The organism is Streptomyces sp. NPDC093097 (assembly GCF_044754325.1).
Classification (GTDB): Bacteria; Actinomycetota; Actinomycetes; order Streptomycetales; family Streptomycetaceae; genus Streptomyces.
On the sequence record NZ_JBIVOW010000002.1, the window covers coordinates 48,947 to 62,880 of the forward strand.

The 13,934-nt window shown below is 73.9% G+C and carries 11 protein-coding genes; 3 read left to right on the forward strand and 8 right to left on the reverse strand.

Annotation, left to right across the window (positions count from 1 at the left end; genetic code table 11):
* Window positions 1-65 precede the first annotated feature (65 nt).
* The 3 genes from ACIQE0_RS03185 to ACIQE0_RS03195 all read right to left on the reverse strand — a co-directional run bounded on the left by ACIQE0_RS03185 (window position 66) and on the right by ACIQE0_RS03195 (window position 3,954).
* Window positions 66-1,511, reverse strand: coding sequence for a CpaE family protein (locus ACIQE0_RS03185; RefSeq protein WP_402328697.1), 1,446 nt, complete (start codon window positions 1,509-1,511; stop codon window positions 66-68).
* A 13-nt stretch (window positions 1,512-1,524) separates the two neighbouring features.
* Window positions 1,525-2,241, reverse strand: coding sequence for a Flp pilus assembly protein CpaB (cpaB, locus tag ACIQE0_RS03190; RefSeq protein WP_366331229.1), 717 nt, complete (start codon window positions 2,239-2,241; stop codon window positions 1,525-1,527).
* A gap of 96 nt (window positions 2,242-2,337) precedes the next feature.
* Window positions 2,338-3,954, reverse strand: coding sequence for a hypothetical protein (locus ACIQE0_RS03195; protein WP_402328700.1), 1,617 nt, complete (start codon window positions 3,952-3,954; stop codon window positions 2,338-2,340).
* Window positions 3,955-4,269: 315 nt separating this feature from the next.
* Between ACIQE0_RS03195 and ACIQE0_RS03200 the strand changes: the two genes are divergently transcribed.
* Entirely contained in the window at window positions 4,270-5,301 is a 1,032-nt protein-coding gene (locus ACIQE0_RS03200; protein WP_402328702.1) for a chitinase, read from the forward strand.
* Window positions 5,302-5,417: 116 nt separating this feature from the next.
* Here the strand turns inward: ACIQE0_RS03200 and ACIQE0_RS03205 are convergent, their stop codons facing one another.
* The 5 genes from ACIQE0_RS03205 to ACIQE0_RS03225 form a co-directional block, all read right to left on the reverse strand.
* Window positions 5,418-6,299: a serine protease gene (locus ACIQE0_RS03205; protein ID WP_402328704.1), complete on the reverse strand. Its 882-nt coding sequence runs from the start codon at window positions 6,297-6,299 to the stop codon at window positions 5,418-5,420.
* Between the two features lie 240 nt (window positions 6,300-6,539).
* Window positions 6,540-8,048, reverse strand: a complete 1,509-nt coding sequence (locus tag ACIQE0_RS03210) for a GntP family permease (protein ID WP_402328706.1) — start codon at window positions 8,046-8,048, stop codon at window positions 6,540-6,542.
* A 178-nt stretch (window positions 8,049-8,226) separates the two neighbouring features.
* Window positions 8,227-8,637: a RidA family protein gene (locus ACIQE0_RS03215; RefSeq protein ID WP_366331224.1), complete on the reverse strand. Its 411-nt coding sequence runs from the start codon at window positions 8,635-8,637 to the stop codon at window positions 8,227-8,229.
* Window positions 8,638-8,657: 20 nt separating this feature from the next.
* Window positions 8,658-9,425, reverse strand: a complete 768-nt coding sequence (locus ACIQE0_RS03220; RefSeq protein WP_402328708.1) for an IclR family transcriptional regulator — start codon at window positions 9,423-9,425, stop codon at window positions 8,658-8,660.
* Window positions 9,422-10,582 carry a sugar kinase gene (locus tag ACIQE0_RS03225; RefSeq protein ID WP_402328710.1) on the reverse strand — a complete coding sequence of 387 codons (1,161 nt, stop codon included), beginning with the start codon at window positions 10,580-10,582 and terminating at the stop codon, window positions 9,422-9,424. Before ACIQE0_RS03225 ends, ACIQE0_RS03220 begins: the two co-directional genes overlap by 4 nt.
* A 276-nt stretch (window positions 10,583-10,858) precedes the next feature.
* Here ACIQE0_RS03225 and ACIQE0_RS03230 point away from each other — a divergent pair, with 276 nt between their 5' ends.
* Window positions 10,859-12,148 (forward strand): amino acid deaminase, encoded by a 1,290-nt coding sequence (locus ACIQE0_RS03230; protein ID WP_402328712.1) that lies wholly within the window; start codon window positions 10,859-10,861, stop codon window positions 12,146-12,148.
* A gap of 125 nt (window positions 12,149-12,273) precedes the next feature.
* Window positions 12,274-13,908, forward strand: coding sequence for an amidohydrolase family protein (locus ACIQE0_RS03235; protein ID WP_402328714.1), 1,635 nt, complete (start codon window positions 12,274-12,276; stop codon window positions 13,906-13,908).
* The last annotated feature ends 26 nt before the right edge of the window (window positions 13,909-13,934 follow it).

Consider the following 13,934-nt stretch of genomic DNA (forward strand, 5'->3'; position numbering starts at 1 on the left):
GCCCTTGAGGCGTGGGGGAGGGCGTGCCAGGCGTCGCACGGCAGGCGCCGGTTCGACGACACGACCTAGCCTTCCTCGTAGGGGACGGCCGGGCCGGCGGGGCCGGGCGGGGTGCCGCGGCGGGTGCCGAACCGGCCGCCGGGGCTCGTGCCCGGCCCCGGAAGCACCGGCGGGGCCGCCCCCTGAAGCGCCCCGGAGCCGGGGGCCGACCCGGTGGTGAGGGCCTTGCGCTTGCGCCCGGTGAGCACCGGGCGGGTGCGGTGGCCGCCGCGGCCCGGTGGGTCGGCCGGTGCGCCGGCCAGGCCCAGTTCGCCGGCGAGCGCCCACAGGGCCGCCTTGACCGTCGAGCGGGCGTCGAGGTCCTGCATCCGGCCGGCGTCGACGCAGGGCTGGAGTTCCTTGAAGGCGGCGGGGACCGGGGTGCGGGCGACGCGGGTGCCGGTGGCCTTGGCCACCAGCGACGGCTGGATCTCGGTGTGGCGGGTGAGGCGGTTGACGACGGTGGTGGTGTCCTCCGCCTTACGGATGCGGAGCCGGTCCCACAGCCGCACCTGGCGTTTGGCGGCGCGGACGCAGACCACATCGGGGGTGGTCACCAGCAGGGCCACGTCGGCGAGTTCGACGGCGGCGGCGTTGGCGGACTGCATCTGGGAGCCGCAGTCGGCGACGACCACGTCGTAACGGGAGCGCAGGGCGGTGAGGATCTGGCGGGCGGCCCGGTCGTCGACCTCCTCGCCGCGCTCGCCCTCCTCGGGCGCCAACAGCAGCCCCAGGCCGGTGTGGTGGGCGTGCACCACGTCCTGGAGGACCCGGGCGGAGAGGTCCTGGATGCCGGCGAGGTCCACGACCGAGCGGCGGAACTGGACGTCCAGATAGGAGCCGATGTCGCCGGACTGGAGGTCGAGGTCGACCAGGGCGACCCGGCGGCCCGCGGCCCGGGCGGCGAGCGCCAGTTGGACGGCGGTGACGGTGGTGCCGACGCCGCCCTTGGCGCCGGTGACGGTGAGCAGGGTGCCGGTCGGCGCGGTCAGCGCGTCCGGGGCGCCCCCCAGGTGGACGCGGACTCCGCTGGCCCACTGGGCCGCGGCCTGCACCCGGGCGGCCAGTTCGTCGTAGCCCAGGGGCAGTCCGACGATGCCGCGGGCGCCGGCGTCCATCGCGGCGGAGAACAGGGCGGGCCCGGCGTCGGCGGTGATCAGCACCACGCCGACGGCGGGGAAGCGGAGCGCCACCTCGCGGATCAGCTCCAGGGCGGGCTGCGGGCCGATCTGCTCGTGGACCAGGACGACTTCGGGGAGCGCCTGGACGGCGGCGGCCGGGCCGCCCGGTGCGGGCCCGCCCGCCGGCGGTGCGGTGCTGCCCGCTGCGGCGATCGCGGCGAGGGTGTTCAGCAGTGCGGTGGAGTCGCCGACGGCGGGCGCCGGGTCGCCGTCCGGCAGCCGGCCGAGGAGGGCGGCCAGGGTCCGGGCGGCGTCGGCGTCGCCGACGGCCGGGAGGATGCGGATGGTCACCTGGGCCTCCGGGTCACTTGTCGCCGTCGAGGGTGTAGGTGCGGTCGCCGGGCGGGACGGTGGCCTGGGTGCCGGGGGCCAGCAGGGCGAGCCGGACGTGGGAGGCGAACGACTCGGCGTAGGCGACCCGTTGGGCGTCCTGGGTGTCGAGCGCGAAGGTGATCGGGACGGCCTGGCCGGGCTGGCGGCTGGTGGCGGTGTTCCCGGGGTCCTTGGCCTCCAGGGGGGTGAGCTTGCCGACGTCGATGACCTGGGCGCCGGACACGATGACCTTGGAGACCGGCTTGTCCTCGGGGCGGCGGCCGTCGAAGGTGGCGTAGATGTTCACCCGGGAGCCGGGGTTGATCTTGCCGGCCACGCCGGTGGCGGCGTCGATCATGATGGCGATCTCCTGCTGGCCGGGCTTGAGCGCCGGCCGGTCGACGATCATGTCGTCCTGGAGCAGCGAGCCCTTCCGCAGCGGGGTCACCGCGATCTTGCCGCTGACCTTGTCCAGGTCGGTCACGGCGGTGGGCGACAGCCACCGCTGGGGGATCCTCACCTCTTCGAACTGCCCCGGATCCAGCGTTTTATAGGCGGCGACGTCCGTCTTGAGCCGGTAGGCGGTCCGCTCCGGCCCGACCTTGGACTCGACGTTGCTGATCACCGACAGCACGCCGACGAAGGCCCCGACCGCACACAGGACGGACAGGAGCAGCAGGATCACTCCGCGGCGCTGGCGTGAGTTCATGGGCGGGGGACCTCGATCGGGACGGGGGCGGGGCGGTCGGGCGGCGGGCGGTCGGGGCTGCGGGTCCCCCGTGCGGGGCCCTTCGCGGGGCGGGGTTCAGCGCACGGGGGTCGCCGTCCGCGCGGCGCCGGGGCGGGGGCACAGGTCCGGGTGGCCGGGGAAGTCCGGGTGACCGGGCAGGACGCGCGGTCCGGTCGGCGGCGGGCCGGCCGGGCGCGGAACCCCGCCGGGCGTGAACGCCGGTCCGCGGACGTCGAGTTGGCCCGGTCCGCCGAGGCCGGTGGGGGCGCCGCGGAGGCCCGGGATCCCGGGTATGCCCGAGGCGCCCGGGGCACCGGGGACGCCAGGGGTGCCGGGGACACCCAGGGCGTGCGGCACTCCCGTGACGGGCGGCGCGCCGGTGGCCTGCGGTGCGCCGGTGACGCGGGGGGCGTCCGCCCGGTCCGGTACGCCGGTGATTCCGAGAACCCCGGGGGCGCCAGGGACACCGGAGCCACCGGAGCCACCAGGGACGCTGGGGACGCCGGGAACCCCAGACGGCGCGACCGGCGACAGCCCGCGCTGCCGCAGCGGTGAACCGGACGAGTCGGATGGGTCGGACGGGACAGAGGGGTCGGACCGGTCGGTTGCACCGGACGAATCGGACGGGCCGGACGGTCCGGATCGATCGCACACGTCGGGCGCATCAGAGACCTCTGGCGCATCAGACGCCACGTGCGCATCGGCCACATCGGAGCCCGCGGACGCATCCGGCGCCGCGCCCGCGCCTTCGGCCGGGGCGGGCGCCGGCGCGGGCGCCCCGGCTATGGCCGCCGGTTCGCGCCCCGAGGAGCCGCCCCGGGACCGGTCCCGGGCCAGCGGCGCCGCGCAGAACGCGCAGCGGTCGCCGATGACTTCGGCGCCGCACCAGCCGCACTCCTCGCGCCGCACGGACGCCACGAGGCGGCTCAGCAGCGCCGGGTCCGGGATGGCGGCGACGAACTCGATCAGCTTCTGGGTGCCCCACCAGCGGGCCGACTCGGTCGGCAGACGCGCCTCGTAGACGCCCTGCACCTGCCAGGCCGGGGCGAGCGCAGAGGTCACCCAGTCCGCGGTGAGCTGGCCGCGGGCGACGGCGAGTTGGGTGGCGAAGCCGGGCGGGCGGAGCCCGGCGTGGGTGCTGTGCCGGTCGAGGTGGAGCAGCTGCGGCTGCGGGGTGGCCAGCACCGCGAAGTGCGCGCCGGGCAGCCAGGACTTCATGTGCGAGCGCAGGTCCACCTCGACCCGGTCCAGCCCGGTGACGCTGCCGAGCAGCGCGCCGGCATGGACGTAGTGGGCCAGCAGCCGGGCGGCGCAGGCCAGCACGCCGGGGCTGAAGCCGCAGACCGACAACTGGCGGAGCTGGCGGGCGAGTACGGCGACGCCGAGCGGCGGCAGGGCGCTGGGCAGGATGGCGATCCGGTCGCTCTCCAGGACGGCCCGCAGGGTGTGCAGCCGGCGGACGTGCTCCGGCGGGCAGGCGGTGGAGTACAGGACGACCAGATGGCCGTGGTGCTCCAGGACCGCGCTGGTCTCCGCCAGCGCATCGTCCAGTGACGTACGATCCGGGGAACCGAGGACGACCGCGGCGGGGGTCTGCCGGTCGAGGGCGGCGCCTCCCCGTTCGAGCCAGGTCGAGGACTCGGGAGCGGGCAGCGCGAGGTCCGGACTGGTGACTGCAATCGCGGTCGGCACGTCGCTCCCCCACTCCTTCCGGCCTCCGGCGTTCCCGGGACCGCGGATCGGCACAGCTCTGCGCCATCGGCGCCATACGCTGAGCACTTTATCCACAGAGATACGTCCCGGAGAACACGTTCTGGGCTACTCGTCTTGCCCGTCGGTCCACAGGTAAACCCCGCATACCTCGCAAGCGGCGCCCATCGGAACACCCGCTTCCGGCACGGCTCTTGACACCGTTTATTGGTCTGGACCACCTTGGACGGCAAGCCCAGGGGCCCCTGAGCGCGTAACGGCACCACTTCCCCCACCACCCCCCACACGGAGGCAGTCGTGGTTCGCGCACGCATCGAAAGAGGGACGAGAACGGTCCATCGCCGCCTGCTGGCGGGGCTGGCCGCCGCCGCACTGGCCTCGGCCGGCCTGGTCGCCGCCGGTCCCGCCGGCACCGCCGCGGCGACCGGCCCGGCGGCCCGCGCCGCGGCCGTCCCCCAGCACGCCGTCACCGGTTACTGGCAGAACTTCAACAACGGCGCGAAGGTACAGAAGTTGGCGGACGTCGACGACGCCTACGACATCATCGCGGTGGCCTTCGCCGACACGACCGGGAAGCCGGGCGCCGTCACCTTCCACCTCGACCCGGCTGTCGGCTACTCCTCGGCCGACGCCTTCAAGGCGGACATCAAGGCCAAGCAGGCCGCCGGGAAGTCGGTGGTCCTCTCGGTCGGCGGCGAGCGGGGCGCGGTCTCGGTCGGCGACGCCGCGTCCGCACAGAACTTCGCCGACTCCGTCAACGGGCTGATGGACGAGTACGGCTTCAACGGCGTCGACATCGACCTGGAGAACGGCCTCAACTCCACCTATATGACGCAGGCGTTGAAGGCCGTGCACGCCAAGCACCCCGACGTCGTGGTGACGATGGCCCCGCAGACCATCGACATGCTCTCGCCGCAGAACGAGTACTTCAAGACGGCGGTGGCCATCAAGGACTTCCTGACCGTCGTCAACACGCAGTTCTACAACAGCGGTTCGATGAACGGCTGCGACGGCAAGGTCTACTCCCAGGGCTCGGTGGACTTCCTCACCGCGCTCGCCTGCACCCAGCTGGAGGGCGGGCTGGACCCGTCGCAGGTCGGCCTCGGCGTACCGGCCTCGCCCAGCGCGGCGGGCGGCGGCTATGTCTCCCCGTCGGTGGTCAACGCGGCGCTGGACTGCCTGACCGCGGGCAAGAACTGCGACTCCTTCAAGCCGCCCCGGACCTATCCGGGGCTGCGGGGCGCGATGGCCTGGTCGACGAACTGGGACGCGGCGGCCGGCGGCGCGTTCGCGAGCCAGGTCGGCGGGCACGTCCACGGGCTGCCGTAGCCGGCGCTCCCCTACGACGCCCCCTTGAGGCCGGGTCCCGTGCACGGCGGTGCACGGGGCCCGTCTCCTCGCCAACCTGGCGCGTCCGCCCGCAGGTTGGTGTCAGCCCCCTACGGTCAGCGGCGTACACCCGAGGGCTTGGGCAGGGCGCAGCCGTCGCCGTTCAGGTCGAGCTGGTTGCCGGCGCCGAAGCACTTGGGGATGAAGTAGGTCTCCTCGGCGTAGTTGATGCCCTTGTGGACGGTGACGTTGCCGTTCTCGTCCACCTCGCACGGGTTGTTGACGGTGCAGCGCCCGCCGCTCTCGTTGCCCGTGTTGTTGATGGCGGTGACCTTGCCGGTGGCGTTGTCGATCACCGGCGAGCCGGAGGTGCCGCCGATGGTCTTGCAGTCGGGCGTGTAGCGCACCGCGTCCTTCCAACTCCAGCCGCCCTCCTTGAGGGTGGGCACGAAGTCGTCGACGGCGCAGCCGTAGGTCTTCTTCCAGTAGCCGGAGACGACGGTGATCGCGGCGCCCTTGGCGGGGTGGTCGGTGGACAGCTCCAGCGGCTCGATCCCGTACTGCTGCTCGATCTGCGCATAGGTCGAGCCGGTCTGGTACAGCGTCACGTCGGTGTCGGTCATCGTCGAGTAGACGATCTTGGTGGCCGTCAGCGTGCCGAGGTCGCCGGCGGACTTGTCCAGGACGGTGAAGCTGCGGCTGGAGGGCTGGTCGACGATGACCTGGCCCGGATCGGGCATCCCGGTCTCCAGGCAGTGGCCGTTGGCCATCACCAGCGCCGGGTCGTCCGGCTGCGAGGTGGGCATCTTGACGATCGAGCCGGAGCAGTCGTCCAGCGCCACGGTGCCGGCGAAGTCGACGGCCTGGATGCGCGGCGGTGTGGGCTTGTGGTGCGCGGCGGCGCCGACCGGGGCGGCGCCCGCCGGGGCGGCGACGGTCACCAGGGCGGCGGCGCCGAGTACGGCGGTGGCCAGGGTGCCGACGAGAGGTCGAGACATGTGGGGTCCTCTCAGCTCTGAGTCCGGAGTTCCACGGCGTCGGTTCCCCTCCGCCGCGCCATTTTTGACATGCGCATTGTTCGCTGGCGCGGGCCGTACGGCAATGAATTTGCCGGAATCAGGGGGAAGTTGGCACGGCCCTCACCGCAACGCATCGGGACCGCCTACCCCGTAACGGACCGCCGGGCACCTCGGCACGAGGGCCGCGCCGCGACGCCGCGGAGATCCGTCAGAACCGCCCTAGACGACCAGACTGACCAGCGCCGCCACCGCGAACCCGGCGACCGACAGCACCGACTCCAGGACCGTCCAGGACTTCAGGGTGTCGCGCTCGGATATCCCGAAGTACTTGCTGACCATCCAGAACCCGCCGTCGTTCACATGCGAGGCGAAGATCGAGCCGGCCGAGATGGCCATGATGACCAGGGCCAGCGCCGGTTGGGAGAGCCCCTGCGCCTCGACCAGCGGCAGCACGATCCCGGCGGTGGTCACGATCGCCACCGTCGCCGAGCCCTGCGCCACCCGCAGCACCAGCGAGAGCAGATAGGCCAGCACGATCACCGGCAGACCGACGTGCTGGAAGGTCTCCGAGAGCGCGGTGGCCACCCCGCTGCCCTTGAGGACCGCGCCGAAGATGCCGCCCGCGCCGACGACCAGCAGGATGTTGCCGACCGGCTTGAGGGACGCGGTGGAGACCCGCTCCAGGGAGGCCCGGGACCAGCCGCGGCGGACGCCCAGCAGGTAGTACGCCAGCAGCAGGGCGAGGGTCAGCGCGACGAAGGGGTGGCCGAAGAACTCGATGACCGAGCGGCCGGATGGGGGTCCCCCCTGCTCGGAGCTTGTCGGAGAGCTTGGGGGAGGCGCCAGCACGATGGAGGAGAAGGTCGCCAGCAGGATCAGCACCAGCGGGGTGCCGATGATGGCGAGGACGGCGCCGAGCGCGACCGGCTTCTCCCGGGACGTGTCCCCTCCCCCGTCGCCCTGCTCGGCGGCGACCGCGGCCCTGGCCTCCTCGGCGGCCTCGGCCATGTCGTGCGGGACGGGCACGAAGAGGCGCTTGCCGATCCAGGCCGCGTACGCCCAGGCCGCGAGCACCGCGGGCACCCCGCACACCACGCCCATCAGGATGATCCAGCCCAGGTCGACCTTGAACAGGCCGGCCGCGGCCACCGGTCCGGGGTGCGGCGGCAGGAAGGCGTGCGTCATGGACAGGCCGGCCAGCAGCGGCATGGCGTAGAGCACGATCGACTTGCCGCTCTTCCTGGCGGCGGCGTAGACGAGCGGCGCGAGGACGAAGATGCCGACGTCGAAGAAGACCGGGATGCCGAAGATCAGGCCGGTCAGCCCCATCGCCAGGGGGGCGCGCCGCTCGCCGAAGAGGGCGAGCAGCCGGGAGCTCAACACCTCGGCGCCGCCGGAGACTTCGAGGATCGCGCCGAGCATGGTGCCCAGGCCGATGATGATGGCGACATGGCCGAGGATCCCGCCCATACCGGATTCGATCAGGGAGACCGCGTCGGACTTCTGGACCGTGCCGAAGAGTTCGGTGACGGAGAGGCCGGCGGTCAGGCCGACCACGAGGGAGACGCCGAGCAGGGCCACGAAGGGCTGGAGCCTGACCTTCATGATCAGGAAGAGCAGCAGGGCGATGCCGAGGGCGGCGACGGTCAGCAGACCGGGCGTGCCCGGTATCAGGGCCAGCAGCCCACCGGTGTGCGGTGGGGCGGGTGGCGTCGCGGCGAGGACCATGGATGACTCCGTTGTCAGGGGGTGTCCAGGCAAGGGGGGACCGCGGCACGGCGCCCCGGTCGTACGGGGCGCCGTGCCGTGCGGCGGGCGAGAAGCGCGTCGGTGCGCTGACGGCGGGTGGGGCAAGGGGGGTTGGTGCCTCGGATCAGAGGGCGGGCGGTACGGGGGAGGCGGCGGCTCAGCCCAGGACGGCGAGCGCGTCGATCTCGATGAGCAGGCCCTTGGGCAGGCCGACGTAGACGGTGGTGCGGGCGGCCGGCGGCTGGGTGAGGCCCTGCTCCTCGAAGTAGGCGTTGTAGATCTCGTTCATCTCGGCGAAGTGGTCGACGTCGGTGAGGTAGACGCGCATCATCATCACGTCGTCCCAACTGGCGCCGCCCTCTTCGAGGATGGCCTTGACGTTGGCGAAGGTCTGGAGGGTCTGCTCGCGCAGCGTCGGGCCGGCCGGCGTCGGGGCCCGGCCCTCGGCGGCGGGCAGGAAGCCGACCTGGCCGGCGACCTGGAGGAGGTTGCCCTTCTTGACGCCGTGCGAGAACTTCGCGGGCGGGGTGGTGTGGGTGGCCGGGGTGAGGGCGATCTTCTCGGTCATGTCCGTCCTTCGGTGGTGCTTCACGGGGCCGGCGGGTGGCCGGGGCTGGTGGTGCCGGAGTACTCCCGGCTGATCGCGTCGGCGGTGCGGCGCACCAGCGGGAGCAGGGCGAGGAGTTCCCCGGCGCTGACGACGACGTTCGGCGCGGAGATCGACATCGCGGCCGCCACCCGCCCGTCCGCGCCGCGGATCGGGGCGCCGACGCAGTTGATGGACTCCTCGTGGCCGCCGAGGTCGGTGGCCCAGCCCTGTTCGCGCACCGTGGCCAGCTCGGTCAGGAAGGCCGCGGCGTCGGGCGTCGAACGGGGCGTGTAGCGGGGGTAGTCGAGCCGGGTCGCGAGGGCGCGGCGCTCGGGCTCGGGGAGGTCGGCGAGGAGCAGCTTGGCGACCGCGGCGACGGTGATCGCCACCGGCTTGCCGATCCGGGAGTACATCCGGACCGGGTAGCGGCTCTCGACCTTGTCGATGTAGAGGACCTCGTTCTCCTCGTGGACCGCGAGGTGGACGGTGTGGCCGCAGCTCTCGTGGAGCGCGACGAGGTGGGGGTGGGCGGTCTCGCGGACGTCGAGGTGCTCCGCGGCCTCCTGGGCGAGGGCGAAGAGGCGGGCGCCGAGGCGGTAGCGCTGGTCGGGCTGGCGGTAGACCAGGCCGTGTTCGTGGAGGGTGCGCAGCAGCCGGAGCGCGGTGGACTTGTGCACGCCGAGCCGGTCGGCGACCTGCCCGAGGGCGGCGGGCCCCTCGGCGAGCAGGGGCAGGATGCTCAGCGCGCGGTCGACGGTCTGGCTCATGACGGGTGTACCTCCTGGTCCGCGGCCTCCATGGCGTGCGTCCAGCCGGGGCCGAGGTGCAGTGTCCCCCAGGCGGCCGGGTCGAGCGCGGCCAGCCGGTCGGCCAGGGCTCGGGCGGGGGGCGCGGCGAGGTCGCCGGGGACGGTGAGGGCGGCGGCGGCCCAGAGGTGGCCGTGCCGGACCCGGGTGCGCAGGGGCAGTCCGCGGAGGGCGGCGGAGAGGAAGCCGGCGGCGAAGGCGTCGCCGGCGCCGACCGCGGCGACCACGTCGACCGCGGGGGCGGGGACGTGGAGGCCGGCGGGCCCGGTGTCGCCGGGCGTGCCGGGGGCGCGGTGGAAGACCCGGGCGCCGGCCGCGCCGAGCTTGACGACCAGGGTCTCCGGCTCGGGCAGCGCGGCGCGCACCGCCCGGGCGTCGGGCAGTCCCCAGGCCGCCTGGGCCTCGTCGGCGCCGACGAACACCACGTCGGCGGTGCGGGCCAGGTCCAGGAGGACCCCCGGGCCCCGGCCGCCGGTCCACAGGTGGGGGCGGTAGTTGACGTCGAAGGAGAGCAGCGGGCGGCCGGCGGCGGCCGATGCCGCGTGGGCGCGGTCGGCGGACCGCTTCGGCGACGAGGGGCGGCGGTCGGGCGACGGACGGGTCATCAGGGCGCGCAGCAGGCCGAGGCAGTCCGCGGAGAGCGCGGCGGTGATCCCGGAGAGGTGGAGCACCCGGCCGGCGCGGATCGTGGCCAGGTCCATGGTGGTCGCGGCCATCGCGGAGGCGGCCGAACCGGCCCGGTAGTACGCCACTTCGTGGGCGTCGGTGGCCCGGTCGCCCGCGGTGCGGAAGTAGATGCCGGTGGGGCGGGCGGGGTCGCGCCGGACCCCGCGGGTGTCGACGCCGTGCCCGGCGATCTCCCGGACGAGGTGGTCGCCGAAGCCGTCCGTGCCGACCCGGGAGATCCAGCGGGTGGGGTGGCCGGCCCGGGCCAGGGCGCAGGCGACGTTGGACTCGGCGCCGCCGATGGTGCGCTCGAAGGCGGGGACGTCGGCGAGCGGGCCGGGCACGGTGGGCAGGAAGGTGACCATGGACTCGCCGAGGCAGACGACATCGACGTCCGGGGCGGCGCCGGCCGCCGGGACGGGGGCGGCGCTGACGTTCCAGGGCGTGGTCACGATCGGTCGCGCTCCTTCGCTGTGCCGCCGATGGGTCCCGGTCCCCTGTGCGGAGCCCGTAGGGGGGGCTCGGGAGCAGGTGCGCCGTACCGGGGGACCGGGCCGGCCGCCGGCCGGTGCGGTACCGGTCCGCCCGCCCTTCCGTGGCGCGTTCGCCCTGCCTTTCCCGGTGTTTTTTCCACCATTGACCGGGCGATGGCTCGGATGTTAGACAACTCCCAGCGATATACGCAACGGGTGTTGCACGGTGTGCAACGTAGATGTGGAGGAGGCTCCATGGCCGGCGAGCGGCTCGCGCGGGAACTCACCAACCTCGCGGACGACAAGGTCGATCACCGCTTCAAGGGACTCCCCCCGGACGCCACCGGTCACACCCTCGGCGAACTGGCCGCCGAGCGCCGCAATCTCTTCACCGGCGGCTTCACCACCCCCGTCCTGGCCCTCTCCGCCGAGGCGTTGGAGCACAACCTGGCCCTGCTGGAGACCTACGCCGTCCGGCACGACCTGGCCTTCGCCCCGCACGGCAAGACCACGATGGCCCCGCAGCTCTTCGCCCGCCAACTGGCCCTCGGCGCCTGGGGGATCACCGCGGCCGTCCCCCATCAGGCCCGCGTCTACCGCGACTTCGGCATCCAGCGGATCTTCCTGGCCAACGAGGTCGTCGACGCCGCCGCGCTGCGCTGGCTGGCCGGCGAACTCGCCGCCGACCCCGACTTCCGCTTCGTCTGCTACGTCGACTCGGTGCGCGGCATCGAGCTGATGGACGCCGCACTGCGCGCCGCCGAGGCCACCCGCCCCGTGGACGTCGTCATCGAGCTGGGCGCCGGCGAGGGCGCCCGGACCGGCGCGCGGACCGAGGCCGAGTGCCGCGAACTCGCCGACGCCATCGCGGGCGTGGACACCCTCCGCCTCGTCGGCGTCGCCGGCTACGAGGGCGAGGTGCCCGACGCGGACCACGAGCGCGTCACCGCCTGGCTGCGCCGGCTGGTCGCGCTCGCCGCCGTCCTCGACGCCTCCGGCCGCTTCGCCGACCTCGACGAGATCGTGGTCAGCGCCGGCGGCAGCGCGTGGTTCGACGCGGTGGCCGAGGTCTTCGCGGACCTCCCCACGCTCTCCGCGCCGATCCTGAAGCTGCTGCGCTCGGGCGCGTACGTCTCGCACGACGACGGGCACTACCGCCGCCTGACCCCCTTCAACCGCGTACCCGACGAGGGCGCGCTGCAGCCGGCCTTCCGGCTCTGGGCGCAGGTCGTCTCCCGGCCCACCCCCGAGCAGGCGTTCCTCAACGCCGGCAAGCGGGACGCGGCCTACGACCTCGACCTGCCGCAGGCGCTGACCGTGCGCTCCGGCCGGGACGGCACCCTGCGCCCGGCGGCCGGCCTGACCGTCACCGGCCTGTCCGACCAGCACGCCTGGGTGCGCACCGAGCACGCCGGGGATCTGGAGGTCGGCGACTGGGTCGCCCTGGGGCTGTCCCACCCGTGCACCTCCTTCGACAAGTGGCAGCTGATTCCGCTGGTCGAGGCGGACGGCACGGTCGTCGACCTCATCCGCACGTTCTTCTGACGCGTCGACGCCTCCGGTAGCGGGGCGCGCCCCGCAAGACCCACGGGCACGCCCCGCATGACCCACGGGCGCGCCCCGGAAAGCCCCGAGGGAATCCCCAGGAACAGCCCAGAAAGGCGGCCCGTATGGACACCGTGTTCCGCGACGTCCGCGTCGTCGACGGGTCCGGCGGACCCTCCTACCGCGCCGACGTCGCCCTGGCCCAGGGCCGGATCGCCACAATCCACCGGGAGTCCGACGGCGGCCCCCGCCCCTCCGCCGCGCGCACCGTGGACGCCGCCGGCCTCGCCCTCGCCCCCGGCTTCATCGACATGCACGCCCACAGCGACCTGGCGCTGCTGCGCGACCCGGCGCACACCGCGAAGGCCGCCCAGGGCGTCACCCTCGAAGTCCTCGGCCAGGACGGCCTGTCCTACGCCCCGGTGGACGACCGCACGCTCGCCGAGGTCCGCGCCCAGATCGCCGGATGGAACGGCGGGGGCCCCGACGACTCCTCCGTCGCCTTCACCTGGCGCACCGTCGGCGCATACCTCGACCGCCTCGACCACGGCTTCGACGGCGCGGGCATCGCCGTCAACGCCGCCTATCTCGTCCCGCAGGGCACCGTCCGGATGCTCGCCCTGGGCTGGGACGACCGGCCGGCCACCGACGCCGAACTGGACCGGATGCGGCAGCTGGTCGCCGAGGGCCTGGAGCAGGGCGCGGTGGGCCTCTCCTCCGGCCTCACCTACACCCCGGGCATGTACGCCTCCGACGCCGAACTGACCGCACTGTGCCGGGTGGTGGCGCACTACGACGGCTACTACTGCCCGCACCACCGCTCCTACGGGGCCGGCGCCCTGGCCGCGTACGCGGAGATGGTCGCGCTCACCCGCGAGGCCGGCTGCGCGCTGCACCTCGCGCACGCCACCATGAACTTCGGCGTCAACGAGGGCCGGGCACCGGAGCTGTTGGCCCTGCTGGACGAGGCCCTGGACGGCGGCGCCGACCTCACCCTGGACACCTATCCGTACACCCCCGGCTGCACCACGCTCGTGGCGATGCTGCCCAGTTGGGCCGGCGAGGGCGGCCCCGAGGCGGTCCTGGCGCGGCTCGCCGACGACACCACCGCGGCGGCCGTCCGGCACGCCCTGGAGGTCGAGGGCTCGGACGGCTGCCACGGCGTCCCCATCGACTGGGACACCATCGAGATCTCCGGCGTCACCGATCCGGCACTGGCGGACTGGGTCGGCCGGACCGTCACCCGCAACGCCGCCGACCGCGGCCGGGCCCCCTGGGACGCCGCCCGCCATCTGCTGCTCGCCGACCGGCTGGGCCCGACGATCCTCCAGCACGTCGGCCACGAGGACAACGTCCGGCAGATCATGCGCCACCGGGTCCACACCGGCGGCAGCGACGGCATCCTCCAGGGCGCGAAGCCGCATCCGCGGGCGTACGGCACCTTCCCCCACTACCTCGGCAGGTACGTCCGCGAGCTGGGCGTGCTCACCCTGGAGGAGTGCGTGGCGCATCTGACCGCGCGGCCCGCCGCCCGGCTGCGGCTGCCCGACCGCGGTCTGGTCCGCGAGGGGTACCGCGCCGACCTGGTCCTCTTCGACCCCGGGACGGTCGCCGCCGGCTCCACCTTCGAGGCCCCGCGCGCCCTGCCCACCGGCATCCCGCACGTCCTGATCGACGGCCGCTTCGTCATCGAGGACGGCCAGCGCACCGACGTCCTGGCGGGCCGCGCGATCCGCCGCACTCCGGGGCGACGCGGTTAGGGCGCTTCTGACGGGCGCCGCACCAC

Coding starts and splice junctions, on each gene's coding strand:
- ACIQE0_RS03205 (WP_402328704.1), bottom strand. CDS start 6,299: ATGTCTCGACCTCTCGTCGGCACCCTGGCCACCGCCGTACTCGGCGCC.
- ACIQE0_RS03230 (WP_402328712.1), top strand. CDS start 10,859: ATGGCCGGCGAGCGGCTCGCGCGGGAACTCACCAACCTCGCGGACGAC.
- ACIQE0_RS03215 (WP_366331224.1), bottom strand. CDS start 8,637: ATGACCGAGAAGATCGCCCTCACCCCGGCCACCCACACCACCCCGCCC.
- ACIQE0_RS03220 (WP_402328708.1), bottom strand. CDS start 9,425: ATGAGCCAGACCGTCGACCGCGCGCTGAGCATCCTGCCCCTGCTCGCC.
- ACIQE0_RS03235 (WP_402328714.1), top strand. CDS start 12,274: ATGGACACCGTGTTCCGCGACGTCCGCGTCGTCGACGGGTCCGGCGGA.
- cpaB (WP_366331229.1), bottom strand. CDS start 2,241: ATGAACTCACGCCAGCGCCGCGGAGTGATCCTGCTGCTCCTGTCCGTC.
- ACIQE0_RS03210 (WP_402328706.1), bottom strand. CDS start 8,048: ATGGTCCTCGCCGCGACGCCACCCGCCCCACCGCACACCGGTGGGCTG.